This is a genomic window from Nocardia sp. NPDC006982, from assembly GCF_042869435.1.
Taxonomy (GTDB): Bacteria; Actinomycetota; Actinomycetes; order Mycobacteriales; family Mycobacteriaceae; genus Nocardia.
Genome location: NZ_JBIAFV010000007.1, coordinates 319396 through 343473 on the forward strand (window position 1 = coordinate 319396; position 24078 = coordinate 343473).

Below are 24078 nucleotides of genomic sequence, written 5' to 3' on the forward strand. Positions count from 1 at the left end.
TCGATCGTCTCCAGCGGCCACGTCTGTAGTATCGCATCAGTTAACGCTCAGTGGCCCGGATAGGGCACACCAATGTCATTGGGTTGACACCTGCACTCGCAGTTTTGCGTCCTACATGATGGATAAAGGCGCGGAAGATTTGCCACGCTCCAGATGTAAGAACATGTGCTCTTGCAAGTGCGCAATACCCCTCGGCGACGGGGGTGATCCACATAAGAGAACAGCGAGATCCCCAATCCAACGGAGGTTCGGGTGGAAGCGTTGATCTATGGATACTTGCGTGACGATCTGGCCGATGGCCACAGTGCAGAGCTCGAGGATGCGATGAGCAGCCTCGCCCGTGAGGAAGGGCTTTGCTTCGCCGCAACTTTCCATGAATCGACTTCCGGTGACGGCACGGCATTCGCCGAGCTGACCCAGGAGCTCAAGCGGGCGGACGCGCACCACGTGGTGGTGCCGTCACTCGATCACTTTGCCGGCCAGACGATTCCGCGAGACATTCTGCTCGCGAAGCTGGCCCAGGATGCGGCGGCGCAGGTGTGGACCATCGAGAGCTGCGCGCTTCCAGACGAGGCTCTTGGCGAAGAGGCTGTGCACCAGGACTGACCTGCCGCGCAGGTGCGCCACCAGCCAGGTCGCGACCGCACCGGCTGCGAGGGATGCGAGCAGAGCCGCGACATGGTGTTGCCCGAATGGCGGATAGACCTGCCAGTGCAGCAGATAGACGAACAACGAGCTGTCGGCCAGTAGCGCGGCGACCCCGGCCATCAGGGCGGGCACGCGGATAGCGGGCAGCCAGATCAGCAACAGCAGCCCGGACATCACCAGCCGCTCCCGATCGGGAACGCCGAAGTAGCCGTGCACCGAGATCAGCAGCACCCCGCTCACCAGCAGCCGCTGCCAGATCGCCGTAGCCTTCGCGGCCGCCCACCCGAGAGCGAAGAACCAGCAGGCCAGCGGCGAGAACGGTACATCCTTGGGCGGGTAGAGCCCGAACGACCAGAGCCGGAACACCATGGTGAGGCCGACCAGCCCCATGGCGAACCAGAACGGTTCGCGCCGCTGCACGGCATCGATGAACGGCACCCGCACCAACAGCGCGGACACGACCATGAACAGCACAAGCACCTCGATGAACCACAGGTGCCCCGCGGTGTCGCTGTCGTGTGGTCCGAGAATCTTGTTGAGCAGCAACACGTTCTGCCAGCTGTAATAGTCGGTGAACAGCAGTGTGAGTGCCACCCAGGCAGCGGTCGGAATCGCGATGAGCGCCACCGTGTGCAGCGCGTGCCGCAGCCGTTCGGCGCGCGGGGACATGGTCACCGCGAAGCGGGCGAAGTTGAATCCGGCGACACCGAGCAGGATATGTGCCGCGCCCCAGTGCACGAACATGCCGATATGCGAGCTGGCGATGAGCACGATTCCGGCGGCGCGCAACAAGGTCGGGGTGTCCACCGTGCGACCGAATGTCCGGTGGCCGTGCGGAACTCGCTCGAGTTCGGCGACGGTCAGGTCCGGCCAGTTCGCGGGCAGTCGCCCGAGTGCGCGCTCGAGGCGGGTCGAGGTGGTGATGTAGGTCAGCGAGTTGCCGCCGAGGTCGACGAAGGTGCTGTCGGGCCGGATCCGGGCCGGATCGATGCCGAGGGCAATGGCATAGAGCGCGCGGATATCGCGTGGCGGCAGTTCGGGTTCGGGTGCGGCGAGTCGGCGAACCGCCGGATAGTCGGGCTTGCCATTGGGCAGGCGCGGTATTTCCTCGACCGCGCAGGCGCGAATCGCCGCGGTCGGCAGACCGGACAGTTCGGCGGCGGTCGCGGCGAGCAATTCCGCCGGAGATTCGGCGGCGACGACCAACTGGTCGTCACCATCGGTGCAGCACGCGGTGAAACCGGCTGCGGCCAAACCGGATTCGAGCCGTTGCAGATCGATGCGCAGGCCGAAGATCTTGGCGAACCGGCTGCGCCTGCCGACCACCTGGTACAGGCCCTCGGGTGTACACCAGGCCAGATCGCCGGTGCGCAGCGATTCGACCGTGCGGCCGAGGGCGAGATCGCGTGGGCCGTCGGCATAGCCGAGCATCACGTTGGGCCCGTGATAGACCAGCTCCTTGTCATCGGTATCCGGCACCGGCTCCAGGGTGAATCGGCCGCCGGGAATCGGCTTGCCGACGCAGTCCGGATGTTCGGCGGCCAGTTCTGGTGGCAGATAGGCCATTCGCGCGGTCGCCTCGGTCTGGCCGTACATGACGACGAAGTCCCAGCCCGCCCGCTTGCCGAGCATGGCGTAGTCGCGGACCCGCTCAGGTGCCAGACGGCCGCCCGCCTGGGTGAGGTAGCGCAGGCTCGGCAGTGTCATCTCGGCGAAGCCGACGCGTTCGAGCAGATCGATCGTGTACGGCACCGCCGCGAAAGATGTTGCGCCGTAGCGACGGAACTGGACCCAGAATTCGTCGTCGAGGACCGATCGGTCGGTGAGCAGCAGGCTCGCGCCGCGCAGCAGATGGCTGTGCACCACCGACAGTCCGTAGCAATAGAACATCGGCAGGGTCGTCGCGGCGCGATCATCGGCGTCGATGGCCAGATATTCGGCAATGGCTTCCGCATTCGACATCAGGTTGGCCGCGGACAACCGCACCAGCTTCGGTGAACCGGTCGAGCCCGAAGTGCTCAGCAGCAGCGCCAACTCCGGATGCAGGCGATGTGCGGAGCGGACCCGCCGGATATCAGGGGGGCCCGCATCGATCACGACATCGGGATCGTAGGTGTCCAGCAATTCGCTGGTGACCTCCGCGGTGAGCAGAACAACGCAGCCCGCGCTAAGCGCGCCGAGATACGCGACGAGCGAGTCGATATCGTTGCGCGCTGCGAGCGCGACGAGGCGCCGGGTCGCTCCGAGCTGCCGCGCGTACTCCTCGACACGTGCCGCCAGCTGCGCATAGGTGATCCGCTCCAAACCATCCGGCACCGATTCCGCTGCTGTGACGGCCGCCGATGGAGATCGAGAGCAGAGGACGGCGATCCGGTCGTCGAAACTGCGAAGGTGCGCGACGATCCGGTGAATAGTCACCCGGGAAGTCTAGATGGCAAGCCTTCCCATACCTACGCGTGGCCCCATGGCGAACTTTCGGTGAATTGTCCGGACCCGGACCGCAACGGCGCGAACCGATTACAGCCCGAAGCTGCCCGGACCCCGCCTGCGCAGGTACTTTTCGAATTCGGCCGCGATCGCGTCGCCATCGATCTTGGCCATCGCGTCATTGAGATCGACGGCCGCATCGCCGCGTTCCTCGAGCGAGCGCACGTACTCGCTGATCTCATCGTCGCCGACGGTCATCTCGTTGACGGCGGTCTCCCAGTCCTCGGCCTGTTTGGGCAGCTCACCGAGTGGCACCTCGATATCGAGCACATCCTCGACGCGGTGCAGCAGCGCGATGGTCGCCTTCGGATTCGGCGGCTGCGAGACGTAATGCGGCACGGCCGCCCAGAACGAGACGGCGGGTACGCCCGCCTTCACACACTGATCCTGCAGCACGCCGGTGATGCCGGTCGGTCCCTCGTAGCGGGTCTGCTCCAGGCTGAACCGCTCGGCGGCTTCCTTACTATAGGCCGATCCGGTGACCGGTACCGGGCGAGTGTGCGGGGTGTCGGCGAGCAGCGCGCCGAGTATGACGACGGTCTGCACGCCGAGTTGTTCGATGAACTCGAGCAGATCCGCGCAGAAGCTGCGCCAGCGCATATTGGGTTCGATACCGCGCAGCAGCACCACATCGCGATCGCTGCCGGGCGGCGAGCAGACCGAGAGCATGGTGGAGGGCCACTGGATTTCCCTGGTCACACCGTCGACCTGACGTACCGTCGGCCGATTGACCTGGTAGTCGTAATAGTCCTCGGAGTCGAGTTCGGCCAGCGGCTCGGCATCCCAGATCAGTTCCAGATGCTCGACGGCACCACTTGCCGCATCACCCGCGTCGTTCCAGCCTTCGAAGGCGGCGACCAGTACAGGTTCCCGCAATGTCGGCAGTTCCGGCTCGGGTGACACCGGAGATTCACTGGAGTTCACCCCGGTCAGCCTACGGCTTGTGAGCACGCGGTGTTGAATTTGCGCAGTCGGCGCGGCACCGTCGGTTCATCTGTCTGGGCAGGTGTGGCGCCCGACACCGGTACGGTGGTTCGGCATGTCGTAGCGGCCCACTACGCTTGATCACATGTCTGAGTCCAGCCCAGTCGCCTTTGATACCACCCTTCTCGACACGCTCCGTCGGCGTGTCGTGATCGGCGACGGTGCGATGGGCACGATGTTGCAGGCGGCCGAACTGACCCTGGACGACTTCCGTGGTCTGGAGGGTTGCAACGAAATCCTCAACGACACCCGCCCTGATGTACTGCGCAATATCCATCGCGCGTACTTCGAGGCCGGTGCGGACGCGGTCGAGACCAATACCTTCGGCTGCAATCTGCCGAACCTCGCCGACTACGACATCGCCGACCGGATTCGCGATCTTTCCGAGCGCGGCACCCGCCTGGCCCGCGAGGTCGCCGACGAGATGGGCCCGAGCGCCGATGGCACCCCGCGGTACGTGCTGGGTTCGATGGGACCGGGCACCAAACTGCCGACACTGGGTCATGCCCCCTTCAACGCGCTGCGCGATGCTTACACCGAGGCGGCGCTGGGCATGCTCGAGGCCGGTGCGGACGCCATCCTGATCGAGACCTGCCAGGACCTTTTGCAGGTCAAGGCCGCGGTGACCGGAAGTCAGCGCGCGATGGTCCAGCTGGGTCGGCGCATTCCGATCATCACCCACGTCACGGTGGAGACCACAGGCACCATGCTGGTCGGCAGTGAGATCGGCGCGGCGCTCACCGCGCTGGAGCCGCTCGGTATCGACATGATCGGCTTGAACTGCGCCACCGGCCCGGCCGAGATGAGCGAGCACCTGCGCCATCTGTCCCGGCACGCGACTATTCCGGTGTCGGTCATGCCGAATGCCGGTCTGCCGGTGCTCGGCGCGAACGGCGCGGAGTACCCGCTGACCCCCGAGGAGCTGGCAATCGCGTTGCGCGGCTTCGTATCCGAATTCGGGCTCGCGCTGGTCGGCGGCTGCTGCGGTACGACGCCCGAACATATTCGTCAGGTCACGGCGGCGGTGCGCGAGGTGGAACCGACGCTGCCACCGCTGGAGGCGCGCCGCGAACCGGTGCACGAGCCGAGCGTATCGAGTATGTACACCGCGGTGCCGTTCGAACAGGACGCCTCCGTCCTGATGATCGGCGAGCGCACGAACGCCAACGGCTCCAAGGCATTCCGCGAGGCCATGCTCGCCGAGGACTGGCAGAAATGCCTCGATATCGCCAAGGATCAGACCCGCGACGGTGCGCATATGCTCGACTTGTGCGTCGACTACGTCGGACGCGACGGCACCACGGATATGTCGGCGCTGGCGTCGCGACTGGCGACCGCGTCGACCCTGCCGATCATGCTCGACTCCACCGAAACCCCGGTCCTGCAGGCCGGTTTGGAACATCTCGGTGGTCGCTGTGCGGTCAACTCGGTGAACTACGAGGACGGTGACGGTCCCGAATCCCGGTTCCAGCAGACGATGAAGCTGGTCGCTGAACACGGCGCCGCGGTGGTCGCGTTGACCATCGATGAGGAGGGCCAGGCCCGCACCGCCGAGAAGAAGGTGGAGATCGCCGAGCGGCTCATTGCCGATATCACCGGCAACTGGGGTCTGCGTGAAAGCGACATCATCATCGACACGCTGACCTTCACCCTGGGCACCGGCCAGGAGGAGTCGCGCCGCGATGGCGTCGAAACCATCGAGGCCATCCGGCTGCTCAAACAGAAGCATCCCGAGGTGCAGACCACCCTCGGTCTGTCGAATATCTCCTTCGGCCTCAATCCGGCCGCACGCCAGGTGCTGAATTCGGTCTTCATGCACGAATGCGTCCAGGCCGGGCTGGATTCCGCGATCGTGCACGCCTCCAAGATCCTGCCGATCGCCCGCATTCCGGAGGAACAGCGCGAGACCGCACTGGACCTGGTCTATGACCGCCGTCGTGACGGTTACGACCCGCTGCAGAAGCTCATGTCGCTGTTCGAAGGTGTGTCGGCCTCGTCGTCTCGGGCCTCGCGCGCGGAGGAGTTGGCGGCGCTGCCGCTGTTCGAGCGGCTCGAACGCCGGATCGTCGACGGTGAGAAGGCCGGGATGGAGGCCGATCTCGATGCCGCCATGACCGAGGTGCCGCCGCTGCAGATCATCAATGAAACGCTGCTGTCGGGCATGAAGACGGTCGGTGAGCTGTTCGGCTCCGGCCAGATGCAGCTGCCGTTCGTGCTGCAGTCGGCCGAGGTGATGAAGGCGGCGGTCGCCTACCTCGAGCCGCATATGGAGGCCACCGACGACAGCGGTAAGGGCCGCATCGTGCTGGCCACCGTCAAGGGCGATGTGCACGATATCGGCAAGAATCTCGTCGACATCATCCTGTCCAATAACGGCTACGAGGTCGTCAACCTCGGCATCAAGCAGCCGATCGCGACCATTCTCGACGCCGCCGTCGACAAGAAGGCCGATGTCATCGGCATGTCCGGTCTGCTGGTGAAGTCGACCGTGGTGATGAAGGAGAATCTGGAGGAGCTCAACGCCAGGGGCGTCTCCGACCAGTTCCCCGTGCTGCTCGGCGGTGCGGCGCTGACCCGCGCCTACGTCGAGAACGACCTCACCGAGGTCTACCACGGCGATGTGCACTACGCCCGCGACGCCTTCGAGGGCCTGCGGCTGATGGACGACATCATGACCCGCAAGCGCGGCGGCGGCATCGATCCGGACAGCCCGGAGGCGATCGCGGAACGCGAGAAGGCAGCCGAGCGCAAGGCGCGGCACGAGCGTTCCAAACGGATCGCCGAACAGCGCAAGGCGGCCGAGGTGCCGATTGAGGTGCCGGCACGCTCCGATGTCGCCGCGGACCTGCCGGTGGCGGTGCCGCCGTTCTGGGATACCCGAGTAGTGAAAGGTGTCTCGCTGCACGAGTATTCGGGACTACTCGACGAGCGCGCGCTATTCCTCGGCCAGTGGGGGCTACGCGGTCAGCGCGGCGGTGAGGGCCCGAGCTACGAGGAGTTGGTGGAGACCGAGGGTCGGCCGCGACTGCGGTACTGGCTGGACCGGTTGTCCACCGAAGGCGTACTGCAACATGCGGCCCTGGTCTACGGCTACTTTCCCGCGGTCTCCGAGGGCGATGACGTCATCGTGCTGACCGAGCCGAATCCCGATGCGCCGCAACGCCACCGGTTCACCTTCCCGCGCCAGCAGCGCGACCGGTTCCTGTGCATCGCGGACTTCATCCGCTCGCGCGAACGCGCCCGCGAAACCGGTCAGGTCGATGTGCTGCCGTTCCAGTTGGTCACCATGGGGCAGCCGATCGCCGACTTCGCCAACGAGCTGTTCGCCGCGAACAACTACCGCGACTACCTCGAGGTGCACGGCATCGGCGTCCAGCTCACCGAGGCGCTCGCCGAATACTGGCACCGCCGCGTCCGCGAAGAGCTGGTGCTGGAAGGGCATTCGATCGCCGACTCGGACCCCTCGGATGTGCAGGAGTACTTCAAACTCGGCTACCGCGGCGCCCGCTACTCCTTCGGCTACGGCGCCTGCCCGGATCTGGAGGACCGGGCGAAATTGGTCGACCTGCTCGCGGCCGACCGCATCGGCGTCGTATTGTCCGAGGAGTTGCAGCTGCATCCGGAACAGTCGACCGATGCGTTCGTGCTGCTGCATCCGGAGGCCAAGTACTTCAACGCGTAAGCGCCGACCAGTCTGTTTCCGGTCGGGATTCGTTATCCGGCCGGTCCGGTCGTTGTGATTCTCACCCCATCGGAAACGGTTCGATCGGTGCGTTTCCGGTGCGGTGACGGCCTTGATTACCTCGTGATATGTGAGATCGAATGCGGACGCCGACGACACGAGGGCTTGCGACGCGCGGGCGAATCCGATCGGCCACGCGTCTCTGACCTGGGATATCGCCTCCAGGTTCGCGCGTCGGTGGATGGATGTCGGTCGGGTGTGACAAAGTCGGAACTGTTGCAACTGCATCCGGGGCAGTCGGCGGATGTGAACGTCCTGCGGCAATTCGGGTGCAAAGGACTTCGGCGCGTAGCATTTTCGAAGATTTCCGCTTACGCGCGGAGTGCGGAATTGGCTCGGCGGCAAGCAGGAGGGGCACAACACCATGACAGCGGACCGGTTGATCGCTGGACGGTATCGGCTGACGGATCCGATCGGCACCGGTGCCATGGGTGTGGTGTGGCGGGCCACCGACGTCCGGCTGCGCCGCACCGTCGCGGTGAAGCAGCTGCTGCTCGCGCCCGGTCTGTCCCGGTCCCAGGCCCTGGAGGCCAAGCTGCGGGCCATGCGGGAGGGGCGCATCGCCGCGCGACTACACCATCCCAACGCGATCACCGTCTTCGATGTCGCCGAGGAGGACGGCCAGCCTTGGCTGGTCATGGAGTACATGAATGCGCCGAGCCTGGCCGCGAAACTGGCGGGCAAGCGGACCCTGGCACCGACCGAGGTGGCCCGCATCGGGGCGCAGGCCGCGGGCGCGCTGGCTGCCGCACACGATGCGGGCATCATGCACCGGGATGTGAAACCGGCGAATCTGCTCGTCGGCGACGACGGCACGGTGAAGATCACCGACTTCGGCATCTCCCGTGCCGTCGGCGACGTGACGGTCACCGCGACCGGATTCCTGGCGGGCACCCCCGCCTACCTCGCGCCGGAGGTGGCGCGCGGCGAGAACCCGGAACCGGCCTCGGATGTCTTCGCGCTCGGCTCCACGCTGTATGCGGCGGTCGAGGGCAGTCCGCCGTTCGGTGAGGGTGATAACGCCCTCGCGGTCCTGCACGCCGCGGCGCGGGCGCAGATTCCGCCGCCGCGGCACGCCGGGGAACTCGGGCCGGTGCTGATGCGGTTGCTGTCCGCCTCGATCGACGGCCGCCCGAATATGCGCGAAGCCAAGGAGGCGCTGGAAGCCGTGGCGGCGGGGCGGACTCCGGCACTGGTGACCACACCGACGGTGACCAAGGTGCTGCCCGCGCCGGGCGCGGATGCGACCACCGTGCTGAACAAGTCGGGTGACGCGGAAGGCGCAACGCAGGTCGTCGCGCTCGGGGCTCCGGCCGTCACCGTCCCGCCGCCGCCCGCACCGCCGAAGTCGGGCGGCACGCTGCCCGGCGGTGGCGGCGGCGAGCAGAGTCGTGGCCGACTGATCGCGGTGGCGGCGGCGGCCGCGGTCGCGGTGCTGGTGCTGGTCGCGGTCATCGTGTCGTCACTGAACAACGACGACAAGGGCGGTACGGCGGGCGGCTCGACGACTCCGACTTCCGCGCCCAGCAGCTCGGAGACCGGACCGGAGTCACCGATCGCGATCCAACCGGGTCAGCCCGAGCAGCAGGCGCCGACGACCACGGCGGCGCCGACCACCCAGCCGAGCACTACGGTGACGCCGACACCGTCGACAACCGCACCACCGACGACCGTCACCACCACCCCGTTCGGTCCGGCTACGGCGGACCGGATCTCGCAATTCGTTTACGGCTACTACGGGATGCTGCCGGGCAACGTGCAGGGCGGGTGGTCTGAGCTGACGCCGTCGTACCAGGCCCAGACCGGTGGCTTCGGCTCCTACTCACAGTTCTGGTCCACCATTCGTTCGGTGAGCGTGGGCGCCGTCACACCGAACGGTGAGAACCGGGCAGTCGTTTCGCTTACCTATAGCCTGAAGAACGGCTCGACCTCGTCGGAGAACCGATGGATCCAGGTCGCGTCGGACAACGGGCGATTGCTGATCGCCGCTTCGGGCGTTTAGGAAAGGGAGACGAATCGGGACGTGAGGGAGCGAAGCGAGCGAACCATTGGCACAGCCGCATCGGCGGCGACGGAGCCGAGCGCCAGCGAGGCGCAGTCGATCGCGCGACTTGCCGGGGTGCTGTGGGATATGGACGGCACCCTGCTCGATTCGGAAAAGCTGTGGGATGTCGCCGTGCGCGAATTGGCGCGGGCGCACGGCCACGAGATGACCGATGAACTGCGGCACGCGTTGATCGGTGCGTCCGGACCGAACGCCTTGCGGCTCATTTTCGATGGTTTGGGTATCGAGGCGACGCCCGAGGCGGTGCGGGCCGCCGGTGAATTCATCGAGCGGCGAGTGACCGAATTGATGGCGGGCCCGATCCCGTGGCGGCCTGGCGCGAAGGATGCGCTCTCGTTGGTACGCACCGCGGGCCTCGCGACCGCATTGGTCACCAATACCAAGCGATCGCTTACGGAATTCGGATTGGATACGCTCGGCCGCGATTTCTTCGACGTCTCGGTCTGCGGTGACGAAGTCGCACACGGCAAGCCCGAACCCGAGATCTATCTGCGCGCCGCCGAACTGCTCGGCGTGCACCCGCGAGACTGTGTGGCACTGGAGGATTCGCCGACCGGTGCCGCCGCGGCCGGTGCGGCGGGCTGTGCGGTCATCGTGATCCCGTGTGAGATACCGGTTTCGGCGGCGCCGGGGCGGGTATTCCGTAGTTCGTTGGTGGGATTGACCCTGCAGGATCTGGAAGACGCGCTACGCGTCAGAGGTTGAACCGCGCACCCGGGCCGAGGCGGTTTCGGGACGGAACATGATCGCGAGTCCCGCCGTTTGTGAGCCGACACTCCCGGCCTCGGCATAGTGAGAGTTACTGTGCCGCAACGGATGTGCGTGCAGTTGATAGGTGTGACCGTAGTCACCGGCAACTTTGTCGAATCCCGGGCGTGTCGCCGATTGCTCTACCAAAATGACGCCATGGCAGCGACGGATGTCCTGGACGAGATCGTCGATACGGCACGGTATCCGCTGGGGGATCCGACCGGCGCGGCGTGGGAGGAAGCGGTGGCGCGGGCGCGGGCGGAGCTTGCCGAAAGTGGCTGCACCGTACTGCGGGAGTTCATCCGTCCGGAGCTGATCGACACCTTGCGCGCACAGGGCGAGGCGATGGCACCGGATGCGCACTACGAGGTCGAGCGGGTCAACGCCTACAACATTCCGCTGAATACCGAACTGCCACAAGGTCATCCGGGCCGCGTTGTGCTGGAACGCGGCAACGCCTTCGTCCCGCGCGACCGCATTCCGGCCGAGGCCCTGATCCACCGGCTCTACATCAGCACGGTGTTCCAACGCTTCGTCGCGGACTGCTTCGGACTGACCGAATTGCACGAATTCGCAGACCCTTTGGCCGGACTGTGCCTGAATGTGGTGGCGCCCGGAATGTCGCATCCCTGGCATTTCGACACCAATGAATTCACCGTCAGTATGTTGACCCAGCCCGCCGAGACCGGTGGAATCTTCGAGTACTGCCCCAATATTCGCTCACCCCACGCCGAGAACCTCGACGATGTGCGGGATGTGCTCACCGGATCCGGTGCGCAGCTGATCCGGCGCCTCGATCTGCGGCCCGGCGATCTGCAGTTGTTCCAGGGCCGCTTCTCGCTGCACCGGGTTTCACCGGTCGAGGGCGGCACTGCACGGCATTCGGCGATTTTCGCCTATACCGATCGGCCTGGTGTCATCGGCACCGTGGAACGTACCCGCCAATTGTTCGGGCGGGTGCTGCCCGATCACCTAGCCGCCGCGGCCGACGCCGTCCGTGGCGATCGGTTGCTCGACTGAGAGGGACGACATGCCAGTGCCGTTGCATACGACCGGAAAAGCTTCCTTCGACGATATCTACGACCGTCCCGATCCGCGCGATTATTACGCCCGGATGGCCGAATTGGATTACCGCATACCGGAACTGGCGAAACCGTACTTCCAGCAGCAGATTCGGGAATACCGCGCCTCCGCGCGCGTGGACACCCCGACCGTGCTCGATATCGGTTGCTCCTACGGCGTCAACGCGGCTCTGCTGCGCTTCGACACCACCGTGAGCGAACTCGCCGAACACTACCGAGGCGCCGAGGGCGACGCCGACCAGGCCACACTCATCGCCCGCGACCGGGCCCGCTTGGACACTCGTGACCAACTCCCCGGCGTCCGCTTCATCGGCATGGATGCCGCCCGCCCGGCCCTGGCCTACGCTCAGGAAGCCGGATTTCTGCACGACACGGTGCACGCGGATCTCGAGGCCACCGACCCGACCGAAGCGCAACGCCGTACGCTGGCGGCCGCGGATATCGTCATCTCGACCGGTTGCGTCGGATACGTCACCGAGAAGACGCTGGCGCGTGTGGCAACGGCGCACCCGCGGCGCCGGCCGTGGATGGCACACTTCGTACTACGTATGTTCAGTTTCGAACCGATCGCTGCGGAGTTGGCCGCGCTCGGCTACCGCACCGAGCGAGCCCCCGGGGTGTTCGAACAACGCAAGTTCGCATCCGATAATGAACGCACCCAGGTGCTGAATGCCTTGGCCGCCAACGGAATCGACACCGCTGGCCAGGAAAGCACAGGTTGGCTGCTCGCCAACCTGTACATCTCGCGACCGCTACCGAAACACGCCGACCCCGAGGACCCGCATTGACCGAACGCACCTTCGCCGCCGACGACCACCTGCCAAGGGTGCCCCTGCCGACGCTGGAGGACAGCGGCGAGCGGTTGCTGCAGTGGTGTGCGCCACTGCTGACCGCCGACGAATTCGCCACCACCGAAGCCGCGGTCGCCGACCTGCTTCGCCCCGATGGTCCGGGCCGAAAGCTGCACGCGGCACTGGCCGAATACGATGCCACCCCCGGTGTCGGAAGCTGGCTGGATCTGTTCTGGCCGTCGCGCTACCTGGGCCGTCGCGATCGCATCGCATTGAATGCCAACTTCTTCTTCCTGTTCCGCGATGACACCGCACTGGCCGCCTCCACCGGCGCGTCCCAGGTGGAGCGGGCGGCCGGAATCATCACGGCCGCGGTCGATTACAAGCTGGCGCTCGATCTCGAGGCGATCCCGCCGGTGACCCAGCGGGGACAGCAGCTGTCGATGTGGCAGAACAAGTACCTGTTCTCCGAGACCCGGATTCCGGGGGAGACGCAGGATTCCGTGCGGGTGCCCTACAGCGACGAATGGCCTGGCCCCTCGGCTGCGAGGCATATCGTCGTGTTCTTCCACGGCAGCATGTTCCGGATGGAGGTGATCGGTCCGGACGGTGTGCCCTACTCGCTGGAGGATCTCGCCGACGGACTGCGCGCGGTGCTCAAGGCAGGAGCGCGCTCGGCCCGCACCGACACCGCCGTCGGCCATCTGACCACCAAGGCGCGGGCCGAATGGGCCGTCAGCCGACAGGGATTGCTGGCCGAACCCGCCAATGTCGCGGCCTTGGACACCATCGAGACCGCGCTGTTCGGCCTGTGCCTGGAGGATTTCGCGCCCCGCGATGAACTGCAGGCTTGTGATCAGCTGCTGCACGGTGACAGTGCCAACCGCTGGTTCGACAAGTCGGTATCGTTCATCGTCTTCGCCGATGGTCAGGCCGGCATCAATATCGAGCACTGCGGTCTCGACGGCACCACCATCCTGTCCTTCGTCGACACGCTGCTGCAGGCTCCGGCGGCCGAACACGCCGAGCGGGCCGGGGCGCGGCCACAGGGGTTGCCGTCGGTCGAACCGATCGAATTCGTACTCGATCAGGCGCAGCGCACCGATATCGCAGCTGCTGGAGCGGCGTTCGCTCGGTATGCGGCCGAGAATGCCACCGCGACAGTATCTTTCGAGTTCGGCACCGCCCGCGCGAAGCAGCTCGGCATCTCACCGGATGCGTTCGCACAGCTGAGCTATCAGCTGGCGCACCGGCGCAGCAAGGGATTGACCGGGGCCACCTACGAATCCATTGCCACCAGGCAGTACCGCAACGGTCGCACCGAGGCCATGCGGGTGGTGACACCGGAGATGGTGGCCTTCGTCGACGCCATGCAGGATCCTGCGGTCGCGCAGGCCGACCGGCTCGCTGCCGCGCGGACCGCGGCGAGCGCGCATGTCGAACGCGCCAAGCAGTGTCAGGCGGGTGATGCGCCCGAACAGCATCTCTGGGAACTCGAGTGGATCCAGCGGCGGCGTGGCGCCGAACTCGGCGTCACCGAACCGATCCCGCTCTACACCAGTCCCGGCTGGACGATCATGCGCGACGACTACCTGAGCACCAGTTCGGCCCCGTCGGTCAATATCCGCTACTTCGGTTTCGGCTCCACCAGCCAGAAGTGCATCGGCATCGCCTACGTCCTGCTGCCGGACCGCTGGAACATCTACCTGGCCACCCCGAAATCGGTGGCCGACGAGATGTACGCCTTCGCCGACCACCTGCGCACCGCCGTGGCGGACCTGGAGGCCCTCCTCTCCGAGGACTGACGCATGGCTTCGCACCCCTTGTGCCCGCCACAAGGGGTGCGAAGAGTGCACCTGACGGGTGGTGCCGGGCCGGAGCAACGGGTCCGCATACCCGTCTGAAACAATGGTTCACCGTGAAGAACTTCGAAACCCTGTTCGCCGAGCTGCAAGATCGTGCGGTCAGCCGCCCTGAGGGGTCCGGGACCGTGGCGGCATTGGACGCGGGCGTGCATTTCCAGGGTAAGAAGGTGCTCGAGGAGGCTGGCGAGATCTGGTTGGCCGCCGAGCACGAGGGCGACGAGGCGCTCGCCGAGGAGATTTCGCAACTGCTGTACTGGGTCCAGGTGCTGATGGTGGGCCGCGGGCTGAAACTGGAAGACGTGTACCGACATCTGTGACGGCGGTATTGAATTTGCGGCACTCGCGGGCCCCTGCGTGGTTACGCTCCGCTACCGCCTCCGGGGCCGTCGCTCGCGCCGCGGCGTCGATCTCTAGTTCTCCTCCCCCGAAAGGACCCTCCCATGCTGCGCGTCGCAGTCCCCAATAAAGGCGCACTCTCCGAATCGGCCACCTCGATCCTCGCCGAGGCCGGTTACCGCAAGCGCACCGATTCCCGCGACCTGACCGTCCTGGATCCGGCCAACCAGGTCGAGTTCTTCTTCCTGCGGCCCAAGGACATCGCCATCTACGTCGGCTCCGGCGAGCTCGACCTGGGCATCACCGGCCGTGACCTGGCGCTGGATTCCGGTGCGCCGGTTCAGGAACGGCTCGCACTCGGTTTCGGCCGCTCCACCTTCCGCTACGCCGCCCCGGCCGGGCGCGAATGGAAGGTCGAGGACCTCTACGACAAGCGCATCGCCACCTCGTACCCGAATCTGGTCCTGAGCGATCTGCAGCGGCGCGGCATCGAGGCCGAGGTGATTCGCCTCGACGGCGCCGTCGAGATCTCCATCCAGCTCGGTGTGGCCGATGCCATCGCCGATGTCGTCGGCTCGGGCCGCACGCTGCGCCAGCACAATCTGGTCGCCTTCGGCGAGACCCTGTGCGATTCGGAGGGCGTGCTCATCGAGCGCAGCGGCTCCGATCAGAACGAACGGACCCGCAATCAGCTCATCGCGCGCATCCAGGGTGTGGTATTCGGTCAGCAGTACATCATGTTGGACTACGACTGCCCGAAGGAGCTGCTGGAGGAGGCGGTCAAGATCACGCCCGGGCTCGAGTCGCCGACGGTATCCCCGCTCGCCGATTCGAACTGGGTCGCCATCCGCGCCATGGTGCCGCGCAAGCAGGGCAATGAGGTGATGGACCAGCTCGCCGAACTCGGCGCGAAGGCGATCCTGGCCTTCGATATCCGGTCCTGCCGCGCCTTCTGACCCGATTTCGTCCACTCGGCCCCGTCACCCGGCGGGGCCGAGTTGTTTTGTGCGAGTGATCGATTCACTGCGATTTCAATCGGTGTGTTGACCTGCGGTCGATTGGTACGTTGCGGCCTCGATGAGGAAATGCAAGGAGTACCACCGTGTCGCAGACACCGCTCGTGAAACCTTCGGGTAGCACATTCGCATGGAATGAGGACTGGCTGGCCGCCATCGTCGGCCTGGTTCTCATCGCCCTGGTCCTGATCGGCGCAATCCCGGATTGGTTGGTGCCGTGATGTCGGAGAGCGACGCCAGGACCGAGGCCGGCGCAGTCGATGAGGCTGCGGTCCGATCCGAAACCGCTGCACTGCAGTCGATTTCACGCCCCACGGTAGCCGAGATCGGAGCCGGCATCGCGGCCGTCATCCTGCTCGGCGCGCTGACACGCTACTTCGACACGCACGTGCCGCAGTGGGCCGTCGGTACAGGGTTCAACCGGATCGCCAAGTCGGTCGAATTCCCGGTGTACGCCATTGCCATCGGCCTGATCGGCAATGTCGTACTCGCGAAACTCGATCTCCGGGAACGCCTTTCGGCTGGCTTTCGCACCGAGTTCTTCATCAAGACCGGTGTGGTGCTGCTCGGCGCATCGATCAATCTGAAGATCCTGGTGACCGCGGCGGGCCCGTCGATCGTGCAGGCGGTGCTGTTGATCACCGCGGTCTTCGGTTTCACGTGGTGGCTGGGCGGTCGACTCGGCCTCGACGATAAGCTGCGCGCCCTGCTGTCCTCGGCCGTCTCGATCTGCGGTGTCAGCGCCGCCATCGCGGCCGCGGGGGCGGTGCAGGCCAAACGCGAGCAGATCGCGTATGCGGCATCGCTGGTGATCATCTTCGCTTTGCCGTCGATCTTTGTATTGCCTTGGCTCGCCGATGTTTTCGGTCTTTCCGACGCGGTCGCAGGGGCGTGGATCGGCGGCAATATCGATACGACCGCGGCGGTTGCGGCCTCCGGTGCGATCGCGGGGGAGAAGGCGCTGCAGATCGCCACCATCGTGAAGACCACCCAGAATGCGCTCATCGGCATTGTCGCCATCGCGCTGACCGCCTACTTCACGATCCGGGTCGAGCGCATCCCCGGGGCGGCCCGGCCGTCGGTGCGCCAGTTCTGGGAGCGGTTCCCGAAGTTCGTGATCGGCTTCGTTGCCGCCTCCGTTATCGGCACGCTGTATCTGCAGTCGGTGGACAAGAAGACCGGCGCGGCGCATATCGCGATCGTCAACGATCTGCGCACGTGGTTCCTGATCTTCGCATTCGTCTCGATCGGTCTGGAGTTCTCGCTGCGCGGCCTGCGCGAGGCGGGCTGGCGTCCGATCGTGGTCTTCGGATCCGCGGCCGTCGTCAATCTGGCCGTCGGCTTGGGCCTGTCCGTGCTGCTGTTCCACAACTTCACCGCGTAGATCCGGACCGGCAGCCTGCCGTTTCGGTGCTCGCCGGTTACCCCGGCGAGCATCACGGCGGCATTGTGTGCATTCAGTTCAGGACCGAACTCACGAAAACTTCATGCTTCGCCGTCAACACTGGGGGCGTGTTCGGCGAAACAACTATGGAACACCTCGGACGGGCAAGGCCGTTCGAGCACGGACAGGGGAGGACCCAGTGAAACCGAATGTCGAGTCGATCGGGGCGTGGTGGCGGCTTCGCAATGTGCTCATCGTGATCGGTGATGCCGTCGGCGTACTTGTGCTGATCGGCGTTATCGCCGCGCTCGGCTCGCACGGCCTCGATCTGAATCTGTTCGTCGGCTGAGCTAGTTGGCGACCGCTTCGGCGAAGGTTTCCTCCGGTGACTCACCGGTGCCACTGTCCGGCCAGCCCGGGTAGACCGGTGGTGTGCCGCCGAACGCGGGGCACAGACTCTGGTAGCTGCAATGTCCGCACAGCCAGCTTGTGCTCGGCAGGAACTCCCCGGTCCGCCCGGCCGCCAGAATGGCCTGCCACAGGGCCGAGAGAGTGCGTTCGAAGCGCAGCAGTTCGTCCTCGTCGGGGGCATAGGTGAGGATCTGTTCGTCGGCCAGGTAGATCAGCCGCAATTGGGTGGGCAGGATGCCGCGGGTGCGCAGCACCACCAGCGCGTAGAACTTCAGCTGGAACAGCGCCTTGGTCTCCTGGGCGAGTCCGGGCGCCCGCCCGGTCTTGTAATCGACGACACGCAGCTCCCCGGTCGGCGCGACATCGATGCGGTCGACGAACCCGCGCAACAGCACACCGTCGTCGAGTTCGACCTCCACCCGCGACTCACACGACTCCGGATCGAACCGGGTCGGATCCTCCAGCCGGTAGTACGTCTCGACGAAGGCGCGTACCTCGCCGAGAAAGCCCGCCAGCCCGTCCGCTGCGACCACTTCGGCGCTCTCCGGTCTATCGGCCAGCACCCGGGCCCATGCGGGCTCGACAAGCTCGGCTGCCCGTTCGAACCGGCGTTCCCCGGCGGGCAGTCCGTACAGATCCTCCAGTACCGCGTGCACCACCGTGCCGCGCACCGCGATCCGGGTCGGCGGCTCCGGAATCCGATCGATCGCCCGGAACCGGTACTTCAGCGGGCACTGCTTGAAATCCATTGCCCGCGAAGGTGACAGCGCCGGACGCGGACGGTCGGGTGCGACCTCCCGCGCGGTGTCGGCAGGGGGCGTGGATACCGGCGGATGCATACCTGGCAGGCTATCCGGGCGCACCGACACGCCGGTGCCACTCAGGACAGACAGCAGCGACGACCAGCGAACGGAGATACATGACGGCCAGACGGACCGGGCCATTCACCATCGGGGACCGGGTACAGCTGACCGATGCCAAGGGGCGCCTCTACACCGTGGTGCTGGAACCGGGTAAGGAATTCCACACGCATCGCGGCGGTATCAAACACGACAGCCTGATCGGCGCCGACGAGGGCAGTGTCGTGCAATCCACCAATGGCACACCGTATTTGGCGTTGCGGCCGTTGCTGATCGATTACGTGCTCTCCATGCCGCGCGGTGCGGCGGTCATCTATCCCAAGGACGCCGCCCAGATCGTGCACGAGGGCGATATGTTCCCCGGCGCGCGCGTACTTGAGGCCGGTGCGGGCTCCGGCGCGCTGACGTGCTCGCTGCTGCGCGCGGTCGGCCCGCAGGGCCAGGTGGTCTCCTACGAGATCCGCGAAGACCACGCCGAACACGCGATCCGCAATGTGGAGACCTTCTTCGGCGAGCGGCCGGACAACTGGTCGATCACCGTCGCGGACGTCGCCGCCTACGACGGGCCACCGGTCGATCGCGTCGTCCTGGACATGCTCGCCCCGTGGGATGCGCTCCCCGCCGTGTCCAAAGCGCTGGTCCCCGGCGGTGTGCTGATCGTCTATGTGGCGACCGTCACACAATTGTCGAAAGTGGTCGAGGCGCTGCGCGAGCAGGAGTGCTGGACCGAGCCGCGCTCGTGGGAGTCGATGGTGCGCGGCTGGCATGTGGTCGGTCTGGCGGTGCGGCCCGAACATCGCATGCAGGGCCACACCGCCTTCCTGGTCAGCGCGCGGCGGCTCGCCGAGGGCACGGTCACCCCGAAGCCGCAGCGTCGCCCGTCGAAGGGCTGAATCAGGCCGGCACGCAGGGCGCCTGCGCGAAGCCGAGCATCAGGCAGCCGCTGGCATCCGAGAGCTTCCACGCACCGTCGACGTGTTCCCAGGTCAGGGGCATGGCGGGGGCGGTGCCGTGCGGTGAGGTGATGGTCACCTGGGCGGTCGCGGAATTGCCGCTGGTGGTGATCTCGGCGACCGCATAGGTGAGCTTGCCGTAGCCGCCGAGCGCCTGGTTCATCTGGTCGATATTGGCGACGCGCTTTTCGCCGTCGACGATCAGCTTGGTCTTCTCGGAGGTGGGTTTCGTCGGGTCGGAAAGGGCATCCAGGACGGCGGTGAGCGTTTCGGCAGTGGGTGCGGCGGCGTCGCCGTGGTCGCCGTGACCTGCGGCGCTGGTGGACGCGGCGGCGGAAGTGGTACTCGTGGCCTTGGCATCGGACTTGTCGTCGGACCCGCAGCCGGTGAGCCCGACGGTAGCGGCGATCGCCGCTGCGGCGATAACCATGGACGTACGCAGCGTCCTGGCGGGAAGGAGCATCGTCAGCAACCTTTCGGTTCGATCGGCGAAGCGCGTCGCCGTGGACTGGTTAGGGCAGGCTAACATGGTGTATCCGCCGTCGACCGCAGCCCAGATGTGATCACGACGAAACCATGTCGGAAAGCGAGAACGGTTCGCGCCCGGTAGCGTTAATAGACCGGGACTGGGAGGAGCAGCACATGAGCCCCATCGAGAATTCGGATTCGGCGGCCTGGAGAGAGCTCGAGGCGGTACGCGCCGAAGCGGCTGCACTCCGCAGGCAACTCGCCGATTCGCCGGATCGCGCACGGGAATTGGAAGCCCGCATCGATTCGCTGACCATTCGCAACACCAAGCTGATGGACACCCTCAAGGAAGCGCGCCAGCAGCTGGTGGCCTTGCGCGAGGAGGTCGATCGGCTGGGTCAGCCACCGAGCGGGTACGGAATTCTGATCGGTGTGTACGAGGATCAGACGGTCGACGTGTTCACTTCGGGCCGCAAGATGCGCTTGACGTGTTCACCCAATATCGACACCGCGACCCTCGAATACGGTCAGACCGTCCGTCTCAACGAGGCCCTCACAGTCGTCGAAGCCGGAATCTTCGACGCCGTCGGTGAGATCGGCACCCTGCGCGAGATCCTCGACGACGGACGCCGGGCGCTGGTCGTCGGGCATGCCGACGAGGAGCGCGTGGTGTGGTTGGCGGGTCCGCTGGCCAAGGTCGCCGAGGTCGATGATCTCGACGATCCCGATTCGCCGATCCGCAAGCTGCGGCCGGGTGATTCGCTGCTGGTGGACACCAAGGCCGGTTTCGCCTTCGAGCGGATTCCCAAGGCCGAGGTCGAGGATCTCGTACTCGAGGAAGTCCCCGATGTCGATTACGGCGATATCGGTGGTCTCGGTCGGCAGATCGAGCAGATCCGCGATGCGGTGGAATTGCCGTTCCTGCACAAGGATCTGTTCCGCGAATACGCGCTGCGCCCGCCCAAGGGTGTGCTGCTCTACGGTCCGCCCGGTTGCGGTAAGACGTTGATCGCCAAGGCCGTTGCCAACTCGCTGGCGAAGAAGATCGCCGAGGCGCGCGGTGAGGATGCCAAGGAAGCCAAGTCGTTCTTCCTGAACATCAAGGGCCCCGAGCTGCTGAACAAGTTCGTGGGTGAGACCGAGCGCCACATCCGGATCATCTTCCAGCGGGCACGGGAGAAGGCGTCCGAGGGTACGCCGGTGATCGTGTTCTTCGACGAGATGGATTCGATCTTCCGCACCCGTGGTTCGGGCGTGTCCTCCGATGTGGAGACCACGGTCGTGCCGCAGCTGCTCTCGGAGATCGACGGCGTCGAGGGTCTCGAGAATGTCATCGTGATCGGTGCGTCCAACCGTGAGGACATGATCGACCCCGCGATCCTGCGGCCCGGACGTCTCGATGTGAAGATCAAGATCGAGCGCCCGGACGCCGAATCGGCACAGGACATCTTCTCGAAGTACCTGACCGAGCACCTGCCGTTGCACGCCGACGATCTCGAAGAGTTCGGCGGCGACAAGGGCCTGTGCATCCGCGCGATGATCGAACGGGTCGTCGACCGGATGTACGCCGAGAGCGAGGACAACCGCTTCCTGGAGGTCACCTACGCCAATGGTGACAAGGAAGTCCTGTACTTCAAGGATTTCAACTCCGGCGCCATGATCCAGAACATCGTGGACCGCTCCAAGAAGTACGCCATCAAGGCCGTACTCGACACCGGCAACCCCGGCCTGCGTATTCAGCATCTCTACGATTCGATCGTGGACGAGTTCTCTGAAAACGAGGACCTGCCCAACACCACGAATCCCGATGACTGGGCCCGCATTTCGGGTAAGAAGGGCGAGCGGATCGTCTACATCCGCACCTTGGTCACCGGCAAGAACGCCAGTGCCAGCCGCGCCATCGACACCGAGTCGAACACAGGTCAGTACCTGTAGGTTTCGAACCGAGGGCCGCGCTTCCGTCTGGGAGCGCGGCCCTTCGGTGTTTTCGGGGTCATCATCGTGGGGTAATCGGGGTCATTCTCGAGGTTGATGTGGGGGTTTGGGCGCGTGGATTAAAATTTGGCCATGCGGCCAGAAAATACGACGGATGGTCGGCAGCGGTCGTTCATCGAGGAGGCGCGGCGGCGGCAGATCATTGCCTCGGCGGTGGAGGTGATTTCGGAGGTGGGGTACGGGCGGGCGTCGCTGGCGCGGATCGCGAAGCACGCCGGGATCTCCAAAGGTGTCATCTCGTATCACTTCGCGGGGAAGGACGAGCTGATGGAGCAGCTGGTGATCCAGCTGTATGTGTCCGGTGGCGAGCACATCGCGCCCGCAGTGATGGCGGCGGACGGGCCCCGCAATCAGTTGCTCGCCTATATCGGGGCGAATCTCGGCTTCATCGATGCGAACAAGAAGTATGTCGCGGCACTGACCGATGTGGTGCTGAATCTGCGTGATGCGGATGGAAAGCCACGATTCGCCTCGGCGGAGGGAGAGCAGGAGATCATTCAACCGCTCATCGACATCATGCGGGAAGGTCAGCGCAGCGGCGAATTCGGCGAATTCGATCCGGCGGTCATGGCCAAGTCGATCCGCGATGCCATCGATGGCGCGGCCGGGCGGGCGATTCGGGAGAAAGACTTCGATATGACGACGTACTCGGCGCATGTGTGCCGACTATTCGATTTGGCGACCCGGAAGGGGGGACGTGATGACCACCGTGGTGGAAAGTGAAGTGCGGCAGGAAGATAACGCCGAAACTACGCCGCCGTTCGCGTGGCTCGGTGTCGGCGCGATCGCCGTGGTGTCGGCGATCATGCTGTTCGCATCGCTCGGACGATACGGATACTTCGGTGACGAACTGTATTTCCTGTCGGCCGGGCGTCGGCTCGGATTCGGCTATGCCGATCAGGGGCCGCTGCTGCCCGCGATCGCCCGGCTGATGGATGTGCTGGCACCGGGATCGCTGGTGGCACTGCGGATTCCGGCCGCACTGGTCACCGTTGCCGCGGTGCTCATCACTGCCCAGATCGCCCGGGAGTTCGGTGGGTCGCGGACCGCGCAGGTATTGAGCGCGACCGCGTATGCGACCTCGCCGTTCCTGCTTGTGCAGGGAACTCAGTTGGCCACCAATACGATTGATACCGCGTTGTGGGTGGTGATCAGCTGGCTGCTGATCCGGTGGGTTCGCACCCGCCGAAACAGTCTGTTGCTGTGGGCGGCGCTGGTCACGGCGCTGGATATGCAGGTGAAATGGCTGATTCCATTCTTCTGGATCGCCGTCGCGATCGGAGTGGCGATCTATGGTCCGCGCGAGCTGCTGCGGCGACCGTTGCTGTGGGTGGGCGCGGGTTTCGTTGTCCTGGTCATGGTGCCGACGCTGATCTGGCAGGCCCGGCACGACTGGCCGCAGCTGCGATTGGGTGCGGTGGTCGCGGAGGAGCAGGCGACGATCGGTGGCCGCTACACTTGGCTGCCGCTGGCGCTGATCGCGGCCGGGTTGTTCGGTGGTGTGCTGTTGGTCGTGGGAATCTGGGCGCTGTTCCGCTCGGAGACGTTGCGGCCGTACCGATTCCTCGCGCCGCTACCACTGCTGTTGGCTGTGGCATTCATCGCGACCAACGGTCGCCCCTACTACGCGGCCGGCTGCTACGCGGCGATCATGGCGGCGGGCGCGGTGCGCTGGACCGAATACACCAAACGATGGCGAATCTATGCGACTGTCCCGCTGGTCTCGATTTCGGTGGCGATCGCGGTGTTCACGATGCCGTGGCAATCCGAGTCGTCCATCGATCCGGTCGACAGTCAGGCCGAGGCCGGTATCGAAATCGGCCTGTACGGCAAGTTCGGCTGGCCCGAGCTGCGCGAGGCGAGCGCCGACGCCTACCAGGCTCTCCCACCGGCCGAGCGCGCGAACGCGGTGATCGTCGCCGATTCGTATTGGCAGGCAAGCGCTTTGGATGTCGACCGGAATAGCTACGGCCTGCCCGCCGTCTACAGTCCCAGCCGCGGTTTCGGATACTTCGGCACCCCACCGGACTCCGCGACAACGGTGCTGTGGGTCGGCAATGCCGAAGACGAAATGCGTGCCACCTGTAGCGAATTGACCCCGGTCGGTCACGTCGACGCACGCCTGGGCTACCCGGACGTCACCCGCAATGTCACCATTTGGCGCTGCACCCCACGTCAGCACTGGTCACAGGTCTGGCCCGATCTGCTTCGCCTCGGCTGAACAGCCGTATTGTCCGATTC

General features: G+C 65.4%; 19 protein-coding genes. 15 read left to right on the top strand and 4 right to left on the bottom strand.

The window, feature by feature from the left end:
- Positions 1-459: 459 nt before the first annotated feature.
- Together ACFYOW_RS28500 and ACFYOW_RS28505 are read right to left on the bottom strand one after the other, a co-directional pair.
- Entirely contained in the window at positions 460-3066 is a 2607-nt protein-coding gene (locus ACFYOW_RS28500; protein ID WP_387292961.1) for an AMP-binding protein, read from the bottom strand.
- A gap of 99 nt (positions 3067-3165) precedes the next feature.
- Positions 3166-4068: a PAC2 family protein gene (locus ACFYOW_RS28505; protein ID WP_387293241.1), complete on the bottom strand. Its 903-nt coding sequence runs from the start codon at positions 4066-4068 to the stop codon at positions 3166-3168.
- 136 nt (positions 4069-4204) lie between these two features.
- Between ACFYOW_RS28505 and metH the strand changes: the two genes are divergently transcribed.
- From metH to ACFYOW_RS28560, 11 genes are all read left to right on the top strand, one after another.
- A complete protein-coding gene (gene metH / locus ACFYOW_RS28510; protein WP_387292963.1) occupies positions 4205-7801 on the top strand; it encodes a methionine synthase in 3597 nt (1198 codons plus the stop codon).
- Positions 7802-8183: 382 nt separating this feature from the next.
- Positions 8184-9863, top strand: a complete 1680-nt coding sequence (locus ACFYOW_RS28515) for a serine/threonine-protein kinase (RefSeq protein ID WP_387292965.1) — start codon at positions 8184-8186, stop codon at positions 9861-9863.
- Between the two features lie 99 nt (positions 9864-9962).
- Positions 9963-10631 carry an HAD family hydrolase gene (locus ACFYOW_RS28520; RefSeq protein ID WP_387293243.1) on the top strand — a complete coding sequence of 223 codons (669 nt, stop codon included), beginning with the start codon at positions 9963-9965 and terminating at the stop codon, positions 10629-10631.
- A 201-nt stretch (positions 10632-10832) separates the two neighbouring features.
- On the top strand, positions 10833-11696 hold the full coding sequence (locus tag ACFYOW_RS28525; RefSeq protein ID WP_387292967.1) for an arpA protein: 864 nt from the start codon (positions 10833-10835) through the stop codon (positions 11694-11696).
- A gap of 10 nt (positions 11697-11706) precedes the next feature.
- On the top strand, positions 11707-12546 hold the full coding sequence (locus ACFYOW_RS28530; protein WP_387292969.1) for a class I SAM-dependent methyltransferase: 840 nt from the start codon (positions 11707-11709) through the stop codon (positions 12544-12546).
- Entirely contained in the window at positions 12543-14354 is a 1812-nt protein-coding gene (locus tag ACFYOW_RS28535; protein ID WP_387292971.1) for a choline/carnitine O-acyltransferase, read from the top strand. The genes ACFYOW_RS28530 and ACFYOW_RS28535 overlap by 4 nt, the downstream gene beginning before the upstream one ends.
- 95 nt (positions 14355-14449) lie before the next feature.
- Positions 14450-14731, top strand: coding sequence for a phosphoribosyl-ATP diphosphatase (locus ACFYOW_RS28540; RefSeq protein WP_387293245.1), 282 nt, complete (start codon positions 14450-14452; stop codon positions 14729-14731).
- A 123-nt stretch (positions 14732-14854) separates the two neighbouring features.
- On the top strand, positions 14855-15706 hold the full coding sequence (gene hisG, locus ACFYOW_RS28545) for an ATP phosphoribosyltransferase (RefSeq protein ID WP_387292973.1): 852 nt from the start codon (positions 14855-14857) through the stop codon (positions 15704-15706).
- A gap of 146 nt (positions 15707-15852) precedes the next feature.
- The gene (locus ACFYOW_RS28550; protein ID WP_387292975.1) at positions 15853-15987 is read left to right on the top strand and encodes a hypothetical protein; all 135 of its coding nucleotides are present in this window, start codon (positions 15853-15855) and stop codon (positions 15985-15987) included.
- A complete protein-coding gene (locus tag ACFYOW_RS28555; protein WP_387292977.1) occupies positions 15987-17150 on the top strand; it encodes a YeiH family protein in 1164 nt (387 codons plus the stop codon). Before ACFYOW_RS28550 ends, ACFYOW_RS28555 begins: the two co-directional genes overlap by 1 nt.
- A gap of 199 nt (positions 17151-17349) precedes the next feature.
- Positions 17350-17499 (top strand): hypothetical protein, encoded by a 150-nt coding sequence (locus ACFYOW_RS28560; protein ID WP_387292979.1) that lies wholly within the window; start codon positions 17350-17352, stop codon positions 17497-17499.
- A gap of 1 nt (position 17500) precedes the next feature.
- On the opposite strand, the gene ACFYOW_RS28565 is transcribed toward ACFYOW_RS28560, so the two are convergent.
- The gene (locus ACFYOW_RS28565; RefSeq protein WP_387292981.1) at positions 17501-18400 is read right to left on the bottom strand and encodes a RecB family exonuclease; all 900 of its coding nucleotides are present in this window, start codon (positions 18398-18400) and stop codon (positions 17501-17503) included.
- Between the two features lie 80 nt (positions 18401-18480).
- Here ACFYOW_RS28565 and ACFYOW_RS28570 point away from each other — a divergent pair, with 80 nt between their 5' ends.
- A complete protein-coding gene (locus tag ACFYOW_RS28570) occupies positions 18481-19314 on the top strand; it encodes a tRNA (adenine-N1)-methyltransferase (protein WP_387292983.1) in 834 nt (277 codons plus the stop codon).
- Between the two features lies 1 nt (position 19315).
- On the opposite strand, the gene ACFYOW_RS28575 is transcribed toward ACFYOW_RS28570, so the two are convergent.
- Positions 19316-19837, bottom strand: a complete 522-nt coding sequence (locus ACFYOW_RS28575; protein ID WP_387292985.1) for a hypothetical protein — start codon at positions 19835-19837, stop codon at positions 19316-19318.
- A 179-nt stretch (positions 19838-20016) separates the two neighbouring features.
- Here ACFYOW_RS28575 and arc point away from each other — a divergent pair, with 179 nt between their 5' ends.
- The 3 genes from arc to ACFYOW_RS28590 all read left to right on the top strand — a co-directional run bounded on the left by arc (position 20017) and on the right by ACFYOW_RS28590 (position 24058).
- Complete coding sequence (gene arc / locus ACFYOW_RS28580) at positions 20017-21777, top strand: proteasome ATPase (protein WP_387292986.1); 1761 nt, start codon at positions 20017-20019, stop codon at positions 21775-21777.
- Positions 21778-21909: 132 nt separating this feature from the next.
- Positions 21910-22560 carry a TetR/AcrR family transcriptional regulator gene (locus tag ACFYOW_RS28585; protein WP_387292987.1) on the top strand — a complete coding sequence of 217 codons (651 nt, stop codon included), beginning with the start codon at positions 21910-21912 and terminating at the stop codon, positions 22558-22560.
- A complete protein-coding gene (locus tag ACFYOW_RS28590) occupies positions 22538-24058 on the top strand; it encodes an ArnT family glycosyltransferase (RefSeq protein WP_387292989.1) in 1521 nt (506 codons plus the stop codon). Before ACFYOW_RS28585 ends, ACFYOW_RS28590 begins: the two co-directional genes overlap by 23 nt.
- The last annotated feature ends 20 nt before the right edge of the window (positions 24059-24078 follow it).